The sequence below is a fragment of the Oceanimonas aquatica genome (genome assembly GCF_030732065.1).
GTDB lineage: Bacteria > Pseudomonadota > Gammaproteobacteria > Enterobacterales > Aeromonadaceae > Oceanimonas.
The window spans coordinates 62,297-80,412 of sequence record NZ_JAVBHX010000002.1 but is presented as its reverse complement, the minus strand read 5'-3'; the positions used below and the strand labels follow the sequence as shown (position 1 = coordinate 80,412).

Annotated in this window: 17 protein-coding genes; 12 read left to right on the top strand and 5 right to left on the bottom strand. The window is 60.9% G+C overall.

Annotation, left to right across the window (positions count from 1 at the left end):
- Positions 1-49 precede the first annotated feature (49 nt).
- From htpG to hemH, 3 genes are all read left to right on the top strand, one after another.
- Positions 50-1,966 (top strand): molecular chaperone HtpG, encoded by a 1,917-nt coding sequence (gene htpG / locus Q9290_RS03505; RefSeq protein WP_306078255.1) that lies wholly within the window; start codon positions 50-52, stop codon positions 1,964-1,966.
- Between the two features lie 186 nt (positions 1,967-2,152).
- Positions 2,153-2,797 carry an adenylate kinase gene (gene adk, locus Q9290_RS03500; RefSeq protein ID WP_306078254.1) on the top strand — a complete coding sequence of 215 codons (645 nt, stop codon included), beginning with the start codon at positions 2,153-2,155 and terminating at the stop codon, positions 2,795-2,797.
- Positions 2,798-2,865: 68 nt separating this feature from the next.
- A complete protein-coding gene (gene hemH, locus Q9290_RS03495; RefSeq protein ID WP_306078253.1) occupies positions 2,866-3,834 on the top strand; it encodes a ferrochelatase in 969 nt (322 codons plus the stop codon).
- 161 nt (positions 3,835-3,995) lie between these two features.
- On the opposite strand, the gene bioA is transcribed toward hemH, so the two are convergent.
- Positions 3,996-5,264, bottom strand: coding sequence for an adenosylmethionine--8-amino-7-oxononanoate transaminase (bioA, locus tag Q9290_RS03490; protein WP_306078252.1), 1,269 nt, complete (start codon positions 5,262-5,264; stop codon positions 3,996-3,998).
- Between the two features lie 111 nt (positions 5,265-5,375).
- Here bioA and bioB point away from each other — a divergent pair, with 111 nt between their 5' ends.
- The 8 genes from bioB to Q9290_RS03450 all read left to right on the top strand — a co-directional run bounded on the left by bioB (position 5,376) and on the right by Q9290_RS03450 (position 11,453).
- Entirely contained in the window at positions 5,376-6,407 is a 1,032-nt protein-coding gene (gene bioB, locus Q9290_RS03485; protein WP_306078251.1) for a biotin synthase BioB, read from the top strand.
- A gap of 151 nt (positions 6,408-6,558) precedes the next feature.
- Entirely contained in the window at positions 6,559-7,695 is a 1,137-nt protein-coding gene (gene bioF, locus Q9290_RS03480; protein ID WP_306078250.1) for an 8-amino-7-oxononanoate synthase, read from the top strand.
- Positions 7,696-7,821: 126 nt separating this feature from the next.
- Positions 7,822-8,577, top strand: a complete 756-nt coding sequence (locus Q9290_RS03475) for a methyltransferase domain-containing protein (RefSeq protein ID WP_306078249.1) — start codon at positions 7,822-7,824, stop codon at positions 8,575-8,577.
- Positions 8,570-9,253, top strand: coding sequence for a dethiobiotin synthase (gene bioD, locus Q9290_RS03470; protein ID WP_306078248.1), 684 nt, complete (start codon positions 8,570-8,572; stop codon positions 9,251-9,253). Before Q9290_RS03475 ends, bioD begins: the two co-directional genes overlap by 8 nt.
- Positions 9,254-9,327: 74 nt before the next feature.
- Positions 9,328-10,203, top strand: a complete 876-nt coding sequence (gene htpX / locus Q9290_RS03465) for a protease HtpX (RefSeq protein WP_306078247.1) — start codon at positions 9,328-9,330, stop codon at positions 10,201-10,203.
- Between the two features lie 164 nt (positions 10,204-10,367).
- Positions 10,368-10,616 carry a hypothetical protein gene (locus tag Q9290_RS03460; protein ID WP_306078246.1) on the top strand — a complete coding sequence of 83 codons (249 nt, stop codon included), beginning with the start codon at positions 10,368-10,370 and terminating at the stop codon, positions 10,614-10,616.
- 65 nt (positions 10,617-10,681) lie between these two features.
- The gene (locus Q9290_RS03455) at positions 10,682-11,032 is read left to right on the top strand and encodes a DUF4144 family protein (RefSeq protein ID WP_306078245.1); all 351 of its coding nucleotides are present in this window, start codon (positions 10,682-10,684) and stop codon (positions 11,030-11,032) included.
- A gap of 100 nt (positions 11,033-11,132) precedes the next feature.
- On the top strand, positions 11,133-11,453 hold the full coding sequence (locus Q9290_RS03450) for a septal ring lytic transglycosylase RlpA family protein (RefSeq protein ID WP_306078244.1): 321 nt from the start codon (positions 11,133-11,135) through the stop codon (positions 11,451-11,453).
- Here the strand turns inward: Q9290_RS03450 and Q9290_RS03445 are convergent.
- Genes Q9290_RS03445 through cobT form a run of 3 tightly spaced genes read right to left on the bottom strand, consistent with a single transcriptional unit; the run spans position 11,410 to position 13,789 of the window.
- Positions 11,410-11,979, bottom strand: coding sequence for a histidine phosphatase family protein (locus Q9290_RS03445; protein WP_306078243.1), 570 nt, complete (start codon positions 11,977-11,979; stop codon positions 11,410-11,412). The two genes, Q9290_RS03450 and Q9290_RS03445, sit on opposite strands and share 44 nt — an antisense overlap.
- The gene (gene cobS / locus Q9290_RS03440; protein ID WP_306078242.1) at positions 11,976-12,740 is read right to left on the bottom strand and encodes an adenosylcobinamide-GDP ribazoletransferase; all 765 of its coding nucleotides are present in this window, start codon (positions 12,738-12,740) and stop codon (positions 11,976-11,978) included. The genes Q9290_RS03445 and cobS overlap by 4 nt, the downstream gene beginning before the upstream one ends.
- Positions 12,737-13,789, bottom strand: a complete 1,053-nt coding sequence (cobT, locus tag Q9290_RS03435; protein WP_306078241.1) for a nicotinate-nucleotide--dimethylbenzimidazole phosphoribosyltransferase — start codon at positions 13,787-13,789, stop codon at positions 12,737-12,739. The genes cobS and cobT overlap by 4 nt, the downstream gene beginning before the upstream one ends.
- Before the next feature lie 78 nt (positions 13,790-13,867).
- Here cobT and Q9290_RS03430 point away from each other — a divergent pair, with 78 nt between their 5' ends.
- The gene (locus Q9290_RS03430; protein ID WP_306078240.1) at positions 13,868-14,854 is read left to right on the top strand and encodes a metal-dependent hydrolase; all 987 of its coding nucleotides are present in this window, start codon (positions 13,868-13,870) and stop codon (positions 14,852-14,854) included.
- Positions 14,855-14,859: 5 nt separating this feature from the next.
- Here the strand turns inward: Q9290_RS03430 and Q9290_RS03425 are convergent, their stop codons facing one another.
- A complete protein-coding gene (locus tag Q9290_RS03425) occupies positions 14,860-17,970 on the bottom strand; it encodes a transglycosylase domain-containing protein (RefSeq protein ID WP_306078239.1) in 3,111 nt (1,036 codons plus the stop codon).
- Between the last annotated feature and the right edge of the window lie 146 nt (positions 17,971-18,116).

The following is an 18,116-nucleotide window of genomic DNA, read 5'->3' as shown; positions in this document are numbered from 1 at the left end:
CCGTCCCCATCTTTCTGGCTGTAGGTTAAACCAAGCAAGGAACATCAAGATGACCGAAGCCGTGCATACCGAAACCCATGGTTTTCAAACCGAAGTCAAACAGCTGCTCAGCCTGATGGCCCACAGCCTGTACTCCAACAAAGAAGTGTTTTTGCGGGAACTGGTGTCCAACGCCGCCGATGCCGCCGACAAACTGCGCTTCAAGGCGCTGTCCAACAGTGATCTGTTCGAGAGCGATGGCAACCTGCGGGTGCGCCTGGTCATCGACAAGGACAACAAGACCCTGACCATTTCCGACAACGGCATTGGCATGACCCGCGACGAGGTGATCGAGCACCTGGGCACCATTGCCAAGTCGGGTACCAAGGCCTTCTTCAGCCAGCTCTCTGGTGACCAGGCCAAGGACTCTCAGCTGATCGGCCAGTTCGGCGTGGGCTTTTACTCCGCCTTTATCGTGGCCGACAAGGTGACCGTGCTGACCCGGGCCGCCGGTGAAAGCACCGATCGCGGCGTGCGCTGGGAATCCGACGGCGACGGCAGCTTTACCGTGGCCGACATCGAAAAAGCCGGCCGTGGCACCGACGTGATCCTGCACCTGCGTGAGGAAGAGCAGGAGTTCCTCGACGACTGGCGCCTGCGCAGCATCGTTGGCAAGTATTCCGATCACATCAGCATTGCCGTGGAAATGTGGAAAGACGGCTCTCCCGAGCAGACCGACGAAGACGGCAATGTTACCTCACCCGCCACCGACGGCCAGTGGGAGCAGGTGAACAAGGCCACCGCGCTGTGGACCCGCTCCAAGAGCGACGTGACCGATGAGGAATACCAGGAATTCTACAAGCACATTTCCCACGATTGGCAGGATGCCCTGGCCTGGAGCCACAACAAGGTGGAAGGGAACCAGGAATACACCAGCCTGCTGTATGTGCCCGCCAAGGCGCCCTTTGATCTGTATAACCGCGACCAGAGCCACGGCCTCAAGCTTTATGTGCAGCGGGTGTTCATTATGGACGACGCCGAGCAGTTCATGCCCACCTACCTGCGCTTTGTAAAAGGTGTGCTCGACTCCAACGATCTGCCCCTGAACGTGTCCCGCGAAATTCTGCAGGACAACAAGGTCACCGCCCAGCTGCGTAAGGCCTGCACCAAGCGGGTGCTGTCCATGCTGGAGCAGATGGCCAAGAACGAAACCGAAAAATACCAGGGCTTCTGGGAAGAGTTCGGTAACGTGCTGAAAGAAGGCCCGGCGGAAGACTTCGCCAACCGCGAGCAAATTGCCGGCCTGCTGCGTTTTGCTAGCACCCATAACGACTCCGACGCTCAGACCGTGTCGCTGGCTGATTACCTTGAGCGCATGAAGGAAGGCCAGGACAAGATCTACTACATCACCGCCGACAGCTACGCCGCTGCCAGCCACAGCCCGCACCTGGAAATCTTCCGCAAGAAGGGCATTGAAGTGCTGCTGATGTGGGAGCGGGTAGATGAGTGGCTGATGAACCACCTGAACGACTTCAAGGACAAGCAGTTTGTGTCCGTGACCAAGGGCGAGCTGGATCTGGGCGAGCTGGACGACGAGGAAACCAAGAAGGCCCGGGAAGAAGCCAAGGAAGCCCTCAAGCCGCTGCTGGAGCGGGTGCAGACTGCCTTGGGCGATGAGGTGAAGGAAGTACGTCTGACTCATCGTCTGACCAGCACCCCGTCTTGCGTGGTGGCCGGCGAGCACGACATGAGCACCCAGATGATCAAGCTGATGCGTGCCGCTGGCCAGCCGGTGCCGGAGCAGAAATACATTCTGGAGCTGAACCCCGAGCACAGCCTGGTGAAAAAGCTGGAAAGCCTGGGCGAGGGCGAGCAGTTCAACGAATGGTCCCAGCTGCTGCTGGAGCAGGCCCAGCTTGCCGAGCAGGGCGGCCTGAAGGATCCCGCCGCCTTTGTGGCCCGGGTTAACCGCCTGCTGCTGGACTGATCAACATAACGCTAGAAACACAAAACCCGGCCTGGAGCCGGGTTTTTTATGGCTGGCCGCCGCTGTAAAAACGGCGCATATATAATCAATAGGTCTAACTGGCCGTGCTGTTACTTGTCCCCATGGCGGTGTCATGACACAATCAGGCCCAATTTGTGAATGACTAATCAAAAAGAGGACGCTGTTATGCGCATCGTTTTGCTGGGTGCTCCGGGCGCGGGTAAGGGAACGCAAGCTCAGTTCATCATGGAGAAGTTCGGTATTCCGCAAATTTCGACTGGCGACATGCTGCGTGCCGCTATCAAGGCCGGCACTCCGCTGGGCCTGAAGGCCAAAGAAGTGATGGACAATGGCCAGCTGGTGTCTGACGACATCATCATTGGTCTGGTCAAGGAGCGCATCAGCCAGGACGACTGCGCCAAGGGCTTCCTGCTCGACGGTTTCCCCCGCACCATTCCTCAGGCCGATGCCATGAAGGAAGCCGGTGTGGACGTGGACTTCGTACTGGAATTTGCCGTGCCCGACGAAGAAATCGTCAAGCGCATGAGCGGCCGCCGTGTTCACCCGGGCTCCGGCCGGGTTTACCACCTGGTGTATAACCCGCCCAAGGTGGAAGGCAAGGACGATGTCACCGGTGAAGACCTGGTGATCCGCGCCGATGACGAAGAAACCACAGTGCGCAAGCGTCTGGCGGTATACCACGAGCAAACCGCCCCGCTCATCGACTACTACAAGAAAGAAGCCGACGCTGGCCACACCAAGCACCACAAGGTGGATGGTACCCAGTCGGTGGAAGCCGTCAGCCGCGAGCTGACCGACATTCTGGCGTAAGCCGGTATTGTTCGAGCCGGGCCTGCAAGGGTCCGGCTTTTTGTTGTTTGTAAAAGGCAGGTAACAAGGTGAAAACAGGCGTTATACTGGTCAACCTGGGTACGCCTTCCGCTCCCACCTCGGCGGCGGTAAAGGCCTTTCTCAGTCAGTTTCTGCACGACCACCGGGTAGTGGATTTGCCCCGCTCGCTGTGGTGTCCGTTGCTTCATGGCATTATTTTGCCGTTCCGTTCGCCCAAGGTGGCCAAACTCTACCAATCCATCTGGTGGCCGGAAGGCTCGCCATTAATGGTGGTGAGTCGTCGCCAGCAGGCGGCCTTGCAACAGGCGCTGCAGGACGAAGGCATAGACGTACCCGTGGCACTGGGTATGAGCTATGGCGAGCCGTCCATCAACTCGGCCTGGCAACAGCTCAAAGAGCAGGGGGTGGATCGGGTCATTGTGCTGCCGTTGTATCCGCAGTACTCGGTGAGTACCACCGCCTCGGTGTTTGATGCCTGGGCCAAACTGATGAAACAGGAGCGGCTGGTGCCGGCCCTGCGCTTTGTGCACGACTACCACGACTTCAGCGGCTATATCACGGCGCTGGCGGATTCGGTGCGGGCGCACTGGCAGGAGCACGGCCAGGGTGATTTGCTGCTGCTCTCTTACCACGGCATTCCCAAGCGCTTTGAAAATGAAGGCGACCCTTACGGAAAACAGTGCCATCGCACTTCCGAACTGCTGGCGGAAGAGCTGGGACTGGAGCCGCATCAGTGGCGCACCACCTTTCAGTCACGTTTTGGCCGGGAAGAATGGCTTCAGCCCTACACCGACAAAACCATGGAAAAATTGCCCAAAGAAGGCATTAAAAAGCTGGATGTGATCTGCCCGGCCTTTTCTGCCGACTGTCTGGAAACCCTGGAAGAGATCGCCGAGCAAAACCAGGAGATCTTTATCAAGGCCGGGGGCGAGCAGTATCGTTACATTCCTGCCCTGAACGACAACCCAGCTCACATTCGCATGCTGGTCGACCTGGTCTGTCGCGAGCTGGTGTAACGGTTAGCTCTATATTTAATTAACTATCGTCATCTCCGCGAAGTGAAGAACCATGACATATTGCACTATGCTCCTGCCTTCGCGGAGTGACGATAGAGAAAGACGATGGTTTGTCAGCAGTCTGAACCCCCTTCTTATACTGCGAGGATGATCACGCAGTACTACACGCCCTCACACACCGCCACCATGGCAGAAGTAAGCTTGCTCAGCTCGTCGGGCTGAATAACGTAGGGCGGCATAATGTAAAACAGTTTGCCAAAGGGCCGTATCCACACGCCCAGCTCCACCAGCTGCTTTTGCACCTCGGCCACATTTAGCGGCTCATGCAGTTCCACCACGCCAATGCCACCCAGTACCCTCACATCGGCCACTGAAGGCAATTCCAGCGCCGGGGCCAGCTCGCGCCGCATCTGTTCCTCTATGGACTGAATGCGCTGTTGCCAGGGAGATTCCAGCAGCAATTTCAGGCTGGCCAGCGCCACGGCACAGGCCAGGGGATTGGCCATAAAGGTGGGGCCGTGCATCAGCACTCCGGCCGGGCCGTTGCAGATGGTCTCGGCGACATGCTTTGTGGTGATGGTGGCGGCCATGGTCATGTAACCGCCGGTGAGTGCCTTGCCGATGCAGATAATGTCCGGCGAAATACCGGCCCACTCGCAGGCAAACAGCTTGCCGGTGCGGCCAAAGCCGGTGGCGATCTCGTCGGCAATCAGCAACACATCGTAGCGCTCGCACAATTCACGGGCACCTTTCAGGTAATTCGGATGATAAAAGCGCATGCCACCGGCGCCCTGTACCACGGGCTCGAGGATCAGTGCCGCCAGCTCGTGATGATGCTGTTCAAATACCGCCTCAAGTGCCTGCAGGTCGCTCTGATCAAACTCTTCACCAAAGCAACTTTCGGGCCTGGACACAAAAATATGCTCGGGCAAAAAGCCCTTGTACAGACTGTGCATGCCGCCGTTGGGGTCGCACACACTCATGGCGCCAAAGGTATCGCCGTGGTAGCCACGGCTGAGTGAGGCAAAGCGGGTTTTGGGGGTGCCCCGGCCGTGCCAGTACTGAATGGCCATTTTCAGTGCCACTTCCACCGACACCGAGCCCGAGTCGGCCAGAAAGAAGCGGTCCAGCGCTGAGGGCAGCACCTTGGTCAGTGCTCGGCACAGCTCAATGGCCGGATCGTGGGTCAGGCCGCCAAACATCACATGAGACATTTTGCCCAGCTGGGCCGTGGCGGCGGCGTTCAGCTCGGGCACATTATAACCGTGCAGGCAGGCCCACCAGGACGACATGCCATCCACCAGCCGGCGGCCGTCTTTCAGCTGCAAATACACGCCCTCGGCGCTGTCGACTTCATAGCAGGGCAGGGGACGCGTAAGAGAAGTATACGGGTGCCACAGGTGGTGCAGGTCAAAGTTTTGGTTGCTCATAAATTAATCGAATGTCAACTTTGTGATTCGGTTGTGATTGACAGGCTAACATCGGCCCTTACACTAGCCAAGCAAAACACCCCTATTAAAACTTAATGAAAAGGCCGCAGCATGAGCCGTACACTCTGGACCCGCGAGCAGGTGCTCGAACTGTTTAACCGCCCGTTTTTCGATTTGTTGTTTGAAGCTCAGCAGGTGCACAGGGCCAACTTCGACCCCAACGAAGTGCAGGTCAGCACCCTGCTTTCCATCAAAACCGGCGCCTGCCCGGAAGACTGCAAATACTGCCCCCAGAGTGCCCGCTACAACACCGGGCTGGAAACCGAGCGGCTGATGGAAGTGGAAAAGGTGCTGGAGCGCGCCCGCGAGGCCAAGGTAAACGGCTCCAGCCGCTTCTGCATGGGCGCGGCCTGGCGCAACCCCAAAGAGCGCGACATGCCTTATCTGGTGAAAATGGTGCAGGAAGTCAAGGCCATGGGGCTGGAAACCTGCATGACACTGGGCATGCTGGACGCCGAACAGGCAAGCCGTCTCGCCGACGCCGGGCTCGATTATTACAACCATAACCTCGACACCAGCCCCGAGTTCTACGGTGACATCATTACCACCCGTACCTATGCCGACCGGCTCAACACCCTGGAAAACGTGCGCGAGGCGGGCATGAAGGTGTGCTCCGGCGGCATTGTGGGCCTGGGAGAAAGCCCGGAAGATCGCGCCGGCCTGTTGCTGGCCCTGGCCAACCTGCCCCGTCAGCCCGAGAGTGTGCCCATCAACATGCTGGTGAAGGTAAAAGGCACGCCGATGGAGGATCAGGAAGATCTCGACGATTTCGACTTTATCCGCACCATTGCCGTGGCCCGTATTCTGATGCCTCAAAGCCATGTGCGGCTGTCGGCTGGCCGTGAAAAAATGAACGAGCAAATGCAGGCCATGTGCTTTATGGCCGGCGCCAACTCCATTTTTTACGGCTGTAAACTGCTCACTACCCCGAACCCGGATGAAAACAGCGACATGCAGCTGTTCAAGCGCCTGGGCATTCGTCCCAGCGGCGTCAGCCAGAAGCCGGATGAAATGGCGGAAATCGAGCTGCACGAGCAAATTGCCGAGCAAAACGCCCCCAAACCGCTTTATTACGAAGCTTAAAACAGAGCTGGAAGCCGGTATTCCCTTGCCGTCACCCCCCGCAGCTTTCCGCCATTCCCGCACCTTTCTGTCATCCCCGCGAAGGCGGGGATCCAGTGGCCGGCAATGCGGTGTGCAGCAGATTTATTTCGGTACCCAGGAGAGCAACTCCATGCCTTTTAACCTGAGCCTGGCCGAGCGCGAAGCCGCCGGACTGAAACGTACGCTGCCGGCCATCGACCGGGTGGACGGCCGTAGCCTGTATTCCGACGGTAAGCAGTTCGTCAATTTTGCCGGCAACGATTACCTGGGCCTGAGCCGGGCACCCGAATTGCGGGAAGCCGCCGAGCGGGCGGCACGAGACTACGGCGTTGGTGCCGTAGCCTCGCCCCTGGTGGTGGGCCATCAGGCCATTCACCGGGAGCTGGAAAGCGAGCTCTGTGACTGGCTGGGCCTTGAAAGCGTTATGCTGTTCAGCTCGGGGTTTTCCGCCAATCAGGCGGTCATCAAGGCGCTGCTCAGCAAGGAGCACACCCTCTGGCAGGACAGGCTCAATCATGCCTCGCTGCAGGAAGCCGGCCTGCTGAGTCCGGCGCGCATGGTGCGCTTTGCCCATAACGACATGACGGCTCTTGAGAAAAAACTCAAGCCGTCGGCGGGGCTGATTGTGTCGGAAGGGGTGTTCAGCATGGACGGCGACATGGCCCCCTGGGCCGAGCTGACAAGGCTGGCCAACGGCAGTGGCAACTGGCTGATGATAGACGATGCTCATGGTCTGGGTGTGCTGGGCGAAGAAGGCAGGGGCACCCTTGCCGAGCAGGGTCTTGAAGCCAGTAGCGTGAATATTTTTATGGGCACCTTTGGCAAGGCCCTGGGGGTAAGCGGTGCCTTTGTGGGCGGCAGCCGGGAACTGGTGGAGTATCTGCACAACTTTGGCCGCAGCTACATTTACAGCACCCATTTGCCGCCGCCCCAGGCCGCCGCCGTGCTGGCCGCCGTGCGCCTGGTAAGAAAGGCCGACGACAGGCGGGCCCATCTGCGTGCTCTGGTAGCTCAGTTCCGTAACGGCGTGGCGGAGTTACCGTTGCAACTGCTGCCCTCGGCCACCGCCATTCAGCCACTGGTGGCGGGAGAAGAAGCCGCCACCCTGACGCTTGCCGCTGCGCTTAAACAACAGGGCCTGTGGACCGGTGCCATTCGCCCGCCCACCGTGCCCAAGGGCTCGGCCCGGCTGCGCATCACCCTGAGCGCCGCTCACACCCAGGCAGACGTGCAACGGCTGACTGATGCCCTGCACAGTGCCCTGTAGGCATAACACCGTCACTCCCGCGAAGGCGGGAGTCCAGGGCATGGTGCACCTTATGAGTTTGAGTGCACCGCTATCTTCAGAATGGATTCCGGCTCACAGGCCGGAATGACGACACCGGAGAACCCCATGCAACAGGTCGACAAACACAGAGTGGCCGAGGCTTTCAGTCGCGCGGCCACCAGCTACGACCGCCATAACGCCCTGCAGCGGCGTACGGGCGAGGCGCTGCTCGGCCATTTGCCGGCGCGGGCTCACACCGGGCTGGACCTGGGCTGTGGCAGTGGCTGGTTTGCCCCGGCGCTCAAGGCCCGGGCGCAGCAACTGCTGGCGCTGGATCTCTCGCCGGCCATGCTGCAACAGGCCGCTACTCAGGCCGACATTGTACCTCTGTGTGCCGATATGGACGCCCCGCCACTGGCCGAGCGCAGCCTCGATTTCATCTTTGCCAACCTGTGCATGCAATGGAGCAGCGACACCGCCGCCTGGCTTGACAGCTGGAGCCGGCGGCTTAAACCCGGCGGCGTCATGGTGTTTTCCACCCTGCTGGACGGCAGCCTGGCAGAGCTGTCCCAAAGCTGGCGAGACCTGGACGATCATGCCCATATCAACCGTTTTATTCATGAGCCGGACCTGCGCGAGCACCTGGCCGCCACCGGCCGGCAGTGGCAACTGTACACCGCCACCGAGCAATTGTTTTACCCCGAGCTCAAAGGCCTTCTGCTCGATCTTAAAGGCATCGGCGCCAATCAGGTAAATGGTCGCCGCCGGACTGGCCTGCTGGGCAAAAACGCCTGGCAGCGGCTCAATCTCATCTATCCTAAAAACCATCAGGGCCACTGTGTGGCCACCTACCGGCTGGCATATGGAGTAATTTATGGCTAAGGCATTTTTTGTTACTGGCACCGACACCGAAGTGGGCAAAACCTTTGTCACCCGTGCCCTGATGCGCGCCGCCAAAGAGGCGGGCAAGCAGGTACTGGGCTACAAGCCGGTGGCCTCGGGGTGTGAGCTTATTCACGGCGAGCTGAAAAATGAAGATGCCCTTACCCTGCAGGCGGAGTCCAGCATTCCGCTGCCCTATGCCATGCACAACCCCTACACCTTTGCGCCGGCCATTGCGCCGCACATTGCCGCCGAGCAGGCGGGCGAGCCCATTGCGTTGCCCTGCATTGCCGACGGGCTGGCGCGGTTAAAGGAAACCGCCGCCGACTGGATTTTCGTGGAAGGCGCGGGTGGCTGGCGGCTGCCGTTGGGGCAGGGGCATTTTCTCTCCGACTGGGTGAAGAAGGAGCACCTGCCGGTGATCCTGGTGGTGGGCGCGCGCCTGGGCTGCATTAACCATGCCCTGCTCAGCCTGGAAGCCATTCGTCACGACGGCCTGGTGGTGGCCGGCTGGGTGCTCAACCGGGTAGATGCCCATATGAGCCACTATGAAGAAAACGCTGCTACCCTCAAGCAACTGATTTCTGCTCCCTTTTTGGGAGAAGTGCCCAGGCTCACCGAAGGCGAGGCAGAAACCGCAGAAAGCTTTATCGATCTTGCGCCACTGCTGAAATAATTCATCATGCCCATCTTGAAATTCCCATAAGCGGACATATTATGTCTGCAGTTACCTGAATGTAAGGAAGGGTTATGAAACGCATACTGTTGTTTATTGCCACCAACCTGGCCGTGGTACTGGTGCTGGGCGTGGTGCTGAACATAGTGTTTTCCGTACTGGGCATTGATAGCCGCAGCACCGGCGGCCTGCTGGTGTTCTGCGCCGTGTTCGGTTTTGGTGGTGCCATCATCTCACTGTTTATGTCGAAGTGGATGGCCAAGCGCGCCTACGGCGTGCAGGTGATTGAACAGCCCCGCAACGAAATGGAGCACTGGCTGTTTACCACTGTGCAGCGCCAGGCTCAGCAGGCCGGCATTGGCATGCCTGAAGTGGGTATTTACGACTCCCCCGACATGAACGCCTTTGCCACCGGCGCCAGCCGCAACAGCTCGCTGGTGGCCGTGTCTACCGGCCTGATGTACAGCATGAACCGGGACGAAGCCGAGGCCGTACTGGCCCACGAGGTGAGCCACGTGGCCAACGGCGACATGGTAACCCTCACCCTGATCCAGGGGGTGGTGAACACCTTCGTGATGTTCTTTGCCCGCATCGTGGCCAACGTGATTAGCGGCTTTCTCAGCAACAATGACGAGGAAGAAGGCGGCGGCATGGGCGGCATTGCCTACTTCGTGACCGTGATGGTGCTGGAGCTGGTGTTCGGTATTCTGGCTTCCATTATCGTGATGTGGTTCAGTCGCCAGCGGGAATACCGCGCCGATGAAGGCGGTGCCCGCCTGGCCGGTCGCGAAAAAATGATCGCCGCCCTGGAGCGCCTGCGCCATGGCCCCGAATCGCAACTGGAAGGCTCACTCGCGGCCTTTGGCATCAACGGCAAGCGCCACAGCGAACTGTTTATGAGCCACCCGCCGCTGGAAAAGCGCATTCAGATGCTGCGTGAACACCGTTAATTCATTGCAAAAACCCTGTAGTTTGGTCTCTTTTAACCCCGGCTTGCCGGGGTTTTTTTATGGGAGCGCGGGCAGCCTGCCTGCAAATTGGCGCGAAGCGGCAACCTGGTTTCAGTTATCCCTGCACTACCCTTAACTCGTTACTTACAACGAAGGAGGTAGCTATGCGTGCTTTAATGTCTGCGTTGTTCGGCGGCAGCCTGTTGCTGGTCAGTGGTGTGGTGCTGGCCAACAGCTGTCCGATCCATATGTCGGAGATCGACGCCAAACTGGCGGAGAATCCGGCCTTGTCCCAGGAAGATGCGGCCAGGGTCGCGGAGCTCAGGGCCGAAGGGGAAGCCAGGCACAAGGCTGGTGATCACAAGGAGTCTGTGCGGCTATTGTCCGAGGCCAAGAAAATACTGGGCATCTGAGTCCGGAGTTAGCATCATGGCCCTGCCGGTAACGCCGGCGGGGCTTTTTTATTTGTGGAGTAAAAATGATGAAGACCGTTCACCCGCCCAGGGCGGTTCCGGTTCACTATCCTGCCATGGTCCACTGCGCCGAGACCCATGATTTTGTTCATATTGCGCAGGAGTCTGAGCTGGGCGAGCACCATTGGTACGCCGGTGACCGGCTGATTGACGTTGCCGGCCAGGTGCATCTTCTGTCGCAGAGCGAGGGAGGTGGGCTGTACTGGCGAGCGCTGCCGGGGCTAGTATGCCTGCCGGAACTCAACGCCAGCCTGCGCCATTTTGCCGCCGGCTTGAGTATTTGCTGCATTCCCAAACTGACGGTGCGCTCCGCCGAGGAGGCGGTGGCGCTGGTCGCCTGGTTGGAAATGCAATAATCAACGTCTTGAGGTGCTTATGCGTTTGTTATTGCGCACTTGCTGTGTTGTTGTGTTGCTGGGTGTGTCGGCCTGCGCTACTCAGCCCGGTGTTCCGGAGGTGAGCGAGCTCCCGGCTGAGCAGTCGACCTTTCTGAACGAGGGCATGGCGTCTTATTACGGTGCCCGGCATCATGGCCGCAAAACCGCCAGTGGCGAGCGTTTCAACAAAAACGCGCTCACCGCCGCCCACAAAACCCTGCCATTTGGCACCAAGGTGCGGGTCACCAATATGCGCAACCAGCGCTCGGTGGTGGTGACCATCAACGATCGCGGCCCTTACGCCAAGCGCCGGGTCATTGATCTTTCCGAGCGAGCCGCTCAAGAGATTGGCATGATCAGAGCCGGTGTGGCCCCGGTGAAACTGGAGTTGCTGCAATAGTCACCCGCTGCCGGTAGGCCACCGCCCGTGGCCAGTCGGCGGCCTGCTCGGGAACCCCCCGGCCCGAGGCCAGCAAGTGAGCGGCATTCATCCAGCCGGCGTGGCCCACCGCCAGCACCGGCTCACCCGGCAGAGTATTCAGCCAGCCACCCACTCGGGCAAACAGCCGGTGCAGGTTTTCGCCGCCGCCCGGGGCAAAGCCGGCAAAGTCGGCGCACCAGGCGTCGATTTCCCCAATATCAATGTCCGTCCAGAGGCGGCCGTCCCAGTGGCCAAAGTCCAGTTCCTGCAATTCCGGTATCATCCGCCATTGCCACCCTCGTTGTGCCAGCATTTTGCCTACCCCAGCGGCGCGTTGCAGCGGACTGGTGTGAATGATTTTGGGTAGGCGATGGCGGCGGGCAAACCCTTGTATCTGGTTGGCTAGCCGGCGCAGTCGGCGCGGGTGAGCGGGCGCGTCGGTGCGCCCCAGGCAGAGGCCTTCAACCTGCTCGGGCTTGGGGTGACGCCAGATATACAGGGTCATAACTGGGCCGCTAGTCCGGCGTAAATTGCAATTTCTGCCAGTTGCTGAGTAGCCCCCAGTCCGTCGCCGGTATAGCCGCCCAGCCGGCGCTTCAGCAGCCGGTACATGTGCAGGGTGGTCAGCATCGTCAGCACGGCCGCCAACAGCCAGGCGCCCGGGCTGAACAAGGGCCACAACAGCCAGAGCGGCAGCAGCAGCCAGAGGCTGGCCAGCCACCACTGAGCATGGGTTAACTGCTGCGCCATGGGCTTGGCCTTGGCGTGTTCGGGGTCGCCGCCGTAGGGCAGCAGGGCAATCAGGCTGATGCAGGCCAGCCGCGAGCCGCCGTGGGCCAGCACCAGCGCCGCCATGGCGGCAGCAGGAGAAAGGCTGGCCAGCAGGGTGATTTTCAGCAGCAGCGCCAGCACCAGCCCCAGGGTGCCAAAGGTGCCCAGGCGCGAGTCTTTCATGATGGTCAGCGCCCGCTCTCGGGTCAGGCCGCCGCCCAGGCCATCACAGGTGTCGGCCAGACCGTCTTCATGAAAGGCGCCGGTGATGTAAACACCCAGGGCGGTGGCCATTACCGCCGCCACCAGTGGCCCAAACATGAATTCACCCAGGCCATAGGCGAGGGCGCACAGGCTGCCCACCAGCAGGCCCACACCGGGAAAATGGCGGCTGCTCTGGTGCAGCCAGTCCGGATCAAAGCGGCGCAGCGCTGGCAGCGGCAACCGGGTCAGAAACTGGGTGGCCACCAGCAGCAGGGTCAGTTCGTGTTTCATGAACCGGCTCCGCTGATGCCGGCATCGGCAAAGCTCGCCATCTCACTCATAAAGGCACAGGCCGACTGCAACAGCGGGTAAGCCAGGGCCGCGCCACTGCCTTCCCCCAGGCGCAGGTTTAAATTGAGCAGGGGAGTGGCATTGAGCATCCGCAGCAGGTGACGGTGGCCGGGCTCGGCCGAGGCATGACCAAACACGGCGTAACCGCGGGTGCCCGGCGCCAGTTTTTCCGCCACCAGCAGGGCCACCCCGGCAATAAAGCCGTCCATCAGCAAAATGCGCCGTTCGCGGGCTCCCTGAATAAGGGCCCCGGCCATCATGGCTATCTCCAGTCCGCCCAGCGCCGCCAAGGCCTCAAGCGGAGATTTCGCACCGGAATGGCGGGCCAGCACCGCCTGCAGCACGCGGGTTTTATGGCTCAGGCTCTTGTCATCCAGCCCGGTGCCGCGGCCGGTGCATTCAGCCACCGGCAACTCACCCAGCCGGGCCAGCAGCAGGCTGGCGGCAGAGGTGTTGCCAATGCCCATTTCTCCCACCAGCAGCAGGTTGCCGTGCAGGTTTTGCACCAGCGCCATGCCCGCATTCAGCGCGCGAACGCATTCTTCACCGGTCATGGCCGGCTGGTGCAGGGAATTACGGGTGCCCTTACGGATTTTGCGGTCAATCAGGTTTGTGTGCGGCGCAAAGTCGGCGTTCACTCCCGCGTCCACCACACGCAGCGCCAACTGGTGCTGGCGGGCAAACACATTGATGGCGGCGCCGCCCTGCAAAAAGTTGTGCACCATCTGGGGCGTCACCTCGGCGGGAAAGGCCGAGATCCCTTCTTCCACCAGACCGTGATCGGCGGCAAACACCAGCACCTGGGGCTGTACAATGTTTGGCCGAAGGGTCTGCTGGATCAGCCCCAGCCGAATGGCGAGGGATTCGAGTTCACCCAGAGCGCCGGGGGGTTTGGTCTTGTTGTCCACCTGCTGTTGCAGTTGGCGTTCAAGTTCGGGGTTGGCCTGCGGCGCAATGGCGGGCACTATGAAACGGTCAATGGGTTGCATGGCGGTGAATGCTTAAAAATCAAGGACTCGCATGCTAGCAGACTCGATGTAAATGCTGAATGTTTTGAGCGAGGCGTAATGGATTCAGTTTCTCAAATGGCACTGGGGGCTGTCGTGGGCGTGGCGGTTATGGGCCGGCACGCCGGCATTGGCAAGGCGGCGCTGGCGGGCGCTCTGTTCGGCACCCTGCCGGATCTGGACGTGGTGATCGACTACGGTGACCCGGTCAGCAACATGACTAAACACAGGGGCGCCAGCCATGCGTTGTTTTACCTCACACTGTGCGCGCCTGTGTTGGGCTGGCTGCTGGGCCGGCGGGCGCAGTGGCGGCGCTGGACCCTGACCATCTGGCTGATCTTCATGACCCACGTGGGCATCGATGTCATGACGGTGTACGGCACCCAGCTGGGCCAGCCCTTTACCTATTATCCCTTTGGCGTGGGCAGCGTCTTTATTATTGATCCGCTTTACACCCTGCCATTGCTGGCGGGGCTCTGGTTTGCCCTGCGCCGGCAAAGCCTGAAGGCCAACCGGCTGGGACTGTGGCTGAGCACCCTGTACCTGGGCTGGAGCCTGGTGGCCCAGTGGCAGGTGGAGATCAGGGCGGAGCAATTGCTGGCCCGGCAGGGCATAGCGGCGGAACGGGTGCTGGTGACCCCGGCACCGCTCAATACCCTGTTGTGGCGGGTACTGGCCATGACCCCGGACGGTTATGCGGAAGGGCATATTTCGCTGCTGGACCGTGAACCCACGCCCTTTGTGATGCACGACGGTGGGCAGCAGTTGTATCGCGAATGGCAGGAGCAGCCCCATGTGGCGCGCATGGCCTGGTTTACCAAGGGGTTTTTCAGCATGAGTGAGCGAGGCAGTGAGCTGGTGATCACCGATTTGCGCATGGGCCAGGAGCCGGGTTATGTGTTCAACTTCGTGGTGGCGGAGCGCCAGGCCGATGGTGCCTGGCAGCCCCTTGCGATGCCGCGCCAGTTCAGCGAGCGCCCCGGGGCGGCGGCCGTTGACTGGTTGTGGCGCCGGGCCCTGGGCCAGCCGTTGATGCCGCCGGGGTGATACACTCACCCCTCGTTGCGGGGCGGGCTCTGACTGATGGCAAACTGCTGCTGGCACTGAGTCTGGGCACCGGGCTGCAGGTAGGGTCGCAGAATGGGCTCCATGCCTTTCAGCACCTGTACCGGCAGCGACGAGGTGAAGTGAAAGTCATCGGCCTGCTCGCCGGGCACATAGGCGGTGAGGGTGCCAAAGTGGCGTTCCCCCAGATAGAACACAAAGGTGGCGGTGCGGTTACGGGCCTCGGATTTTATCACCTGGCCGTAGCGGGTTACGGTTTCTATGCGGTTGTCGCCGGTGCCGGTCTTGCCGCCCAACACCAGGGGCGTGCCGTCACTCAGGGTAAAGCTGCCGTGCAGCCGGCGGGCAGTACCGCCTTCCACTACCTGAGACAGCGCATCGCGCAGGGCGGCGGCCACCTCCGATTCCATGACCCGCTCACCCCGGTGCGGGTCGGGCCCGAGGTGCACTTCGTAAGGTGTGTGCTCGGCAAAGTGCAGGGCGTTGATGCGCACCACCGGCAGGCGCACGCCGTCGTTGAGAATAATGCCTACCAGCTCCGCCAGGGCGGCGGGTCTGTCCCCCGAGCTGCCGATGGCGGTGGCCAGCGAGGGTACCAGTCGATCAAAGGGAAAGCCCAGTTGCTGCCAGCGCTCGTGAATGTCACTAAAGGCTTCCATCTCCAGCATGGTGCGCATGCGGCTGTCCCGGGCGCTGCGGTGGCGGGTTTTAAACAGCCAGCCATAGACTTCCTGGCGCTGCTCGGCACTGGCCTTCACCACCTCGCCGAAGCTCGCATCAGGGTGTGTGCGTAAATAACTCAGCAGCCACATTTCCAGTGGGTGCCGGCGGGCAATATAGCCCTGATCGGGCAGGCTCCATGCACCGGGGCCGTGCTGGTGATAGAGCTTTTCAATGTGGCTGTCGCTCAGCTTGCGATCCCAGGGCAGCCGCTCGCGCATAAAGGCGTTGAACTGTTCAAGGCTGGCCTCGGGCAGCAGGTAGCGGTGTGACGTGGCCAGCCGGCTGCGCAGAGGGCGCAGGCCGTCAAAAAACAGCTGCAGCCGCTCCTCGTCGGTCTTGCCCTGATACTTGCGCCAGAACCGGCGCAAAAACACCGTGCCTTCCCGATCGGCAAAGCGGCTTAAATACTCCAGGCGCTGGGGCTCCTTGTCGTTGGTCAGCAGCCGGGCGCGCTGCTCATCCTGATACAGGGTGTGGCGCACCAGATCCCGCATCAGCCGAATAAAGGGCAGATTAATGGACTCACGCAATGCCTCTATCAGGGTGGGGCGGCGGCGGTTGTCTTCCTTGCGAAAGTTGGCAAAGGTATGCAGGCCACCGCCGGTAAAAAAACGCTCATAGGGGCTGGCGGAATATTGTCGTTTCAGCGCTGCGCTGAGCATGGTACTCAGGGTGCGGTCCGGACTGCGCATCAGGTGATCGATGGCCCAGCGGCCGATCACATCATTGCGGTGGGGGCTAACCTCGCGCAGTGCCGGCAGGGTTTTGTCGGCATGCAGCTGGTGCAGCTCGGCCACCATTTCCAGGTAGGTGGCCAGCACCCTGAGCTTGGCGGTGGAGCCCAGCTCCAGCTTGCTGCTCTCGTTAATATCAAAGGGCTGGCCGGTGTTGTCGGTCTGTACCCGCACCTTGAAGGTATGCTCGTCGCGCTCAAACAGGGTAAAGCTGTAGCGCACCTCGGCAGTGCTGTCGGGAGACAGCAGCCGTTTGCCGTAAAGGCCGATGCTTCGGGCCACGTCGGGATCGGCCAGCTGCTGCAGGTAGAGGCTCACCTCTTGTTGCAACCGGCCATTGAGTGTGGTTTCGGCCTGCAAATCCAGCCGGTCGAGCTCGTAATAATTCAGTCCCAGCAGGCTTGCCAGCCGGCCTCGTGAGGCATACAGCAGCTTGCTTTGCTCCACCCTGTGCTGCACCGGGTGGGTGGAAAAGTCACGAAAGTTCAGCCGCTGGGCCAGGGCGGCGTCCCGCAGGGCGGGGCCGATAAGGCCGGCGTCGGCCTGCACGCGCAGATAGCTGTCGGTGAGCGCCTCCAGCTCGTCACGTCCGGCAAACAGGTAATGGGACGGCCGGCGCTGGGCAATCATCAGCGCCATCACCCGGCGCAGGGCCAGGCCCTGCTCTGCCAGCGGCAGGCCGGCGTTTCGGGTGGGGTCAAGCAGGGTATTCACCCGCTCCAGCTCGGCGCCAAACCACAGCCACAGGCCATCGCCCAGGCCGTGCACCTCACCATGGCCGGGAGCGGCGGCCAGCGGCACCGAGTTGAGGTAAGACAACGCCACTTGCCGGCGGGCGGCCAGGGTGTGCGGGCCCTGCTGATAGGCGCGCACGCTGGCGGAGATCATCTGGCGAATCTTTTCGGCGGGAGAGTGAGTCCGGCCGCCGGGCGAGTGGCGAAACTTTTCTATCTGGGTGGCCAGGGTACTGCCACCGGCAGAGTCATCCTGCAGTGACAGCGCCCGGCCCACCTGAGACAGGGCCGCCCGGGCAAACCGCAGCCAGTCTACCGCCGGGTTGGCCAAGGGCTGCTCGGTGCTGAGCAGGGCGCGGTTCTCGATAAACAGCAGGGTGGCCAGCACCTGGGGAGCAATGTCGTCAAAGCGGTCGTAGTGACGCTGGGGATAGCGGTGATCGTACACCGGCTCGGCCCGGCAGTCGTTCAGGCTGAGGCCGGCCCGGGTCTTTTCGGCGTAGGGGATAAAAAAGCCGTGCTGGCTGTAGTTGAGCAGGGCAGTGGAAAACTGGGTTTGTTGCTGCACCGTAAAGTCCTGGCGCTGCAGCCGTTCCATCAGTTGCGGCAGCCGGGAATAGCCCAGGCGATGATCAAAGGGGCCATGCGCGGGAAAACGAATGGCATTGCTGGGGCCGGCTTCAAGCTGATAGGTCAGGGTGGCAGCATAGCGGGACAGCTCACGGGATTGCAGGTGCGAAGTGCGCAGCTCATAGGCGAGAGCGGCCAGTGCCGCCGCCAGCACCACAAACAACAGTAACCATGCCAGCCAGCGCCAGCGCCGTGCTGGCCCTGATAACGAGCGTCGCTTCGGCGGCTGTTCCGTCAGCCCGGCCGAAGCGTGTTCCGAATGCGATGTTGCGCTCATGTCCTTGCCCCTGTGCCCCTTTTTGTCGGGGTTCTTATGAAAAAAGTTTAGCCGCCCTGCGGGGTTTATGCGGCCCAGGCAGAAATATTGTGTTTTTGCGGCCATCGCCCTACAGGCTGGGGGTTTTTATTCGGTTTCAATCGGTT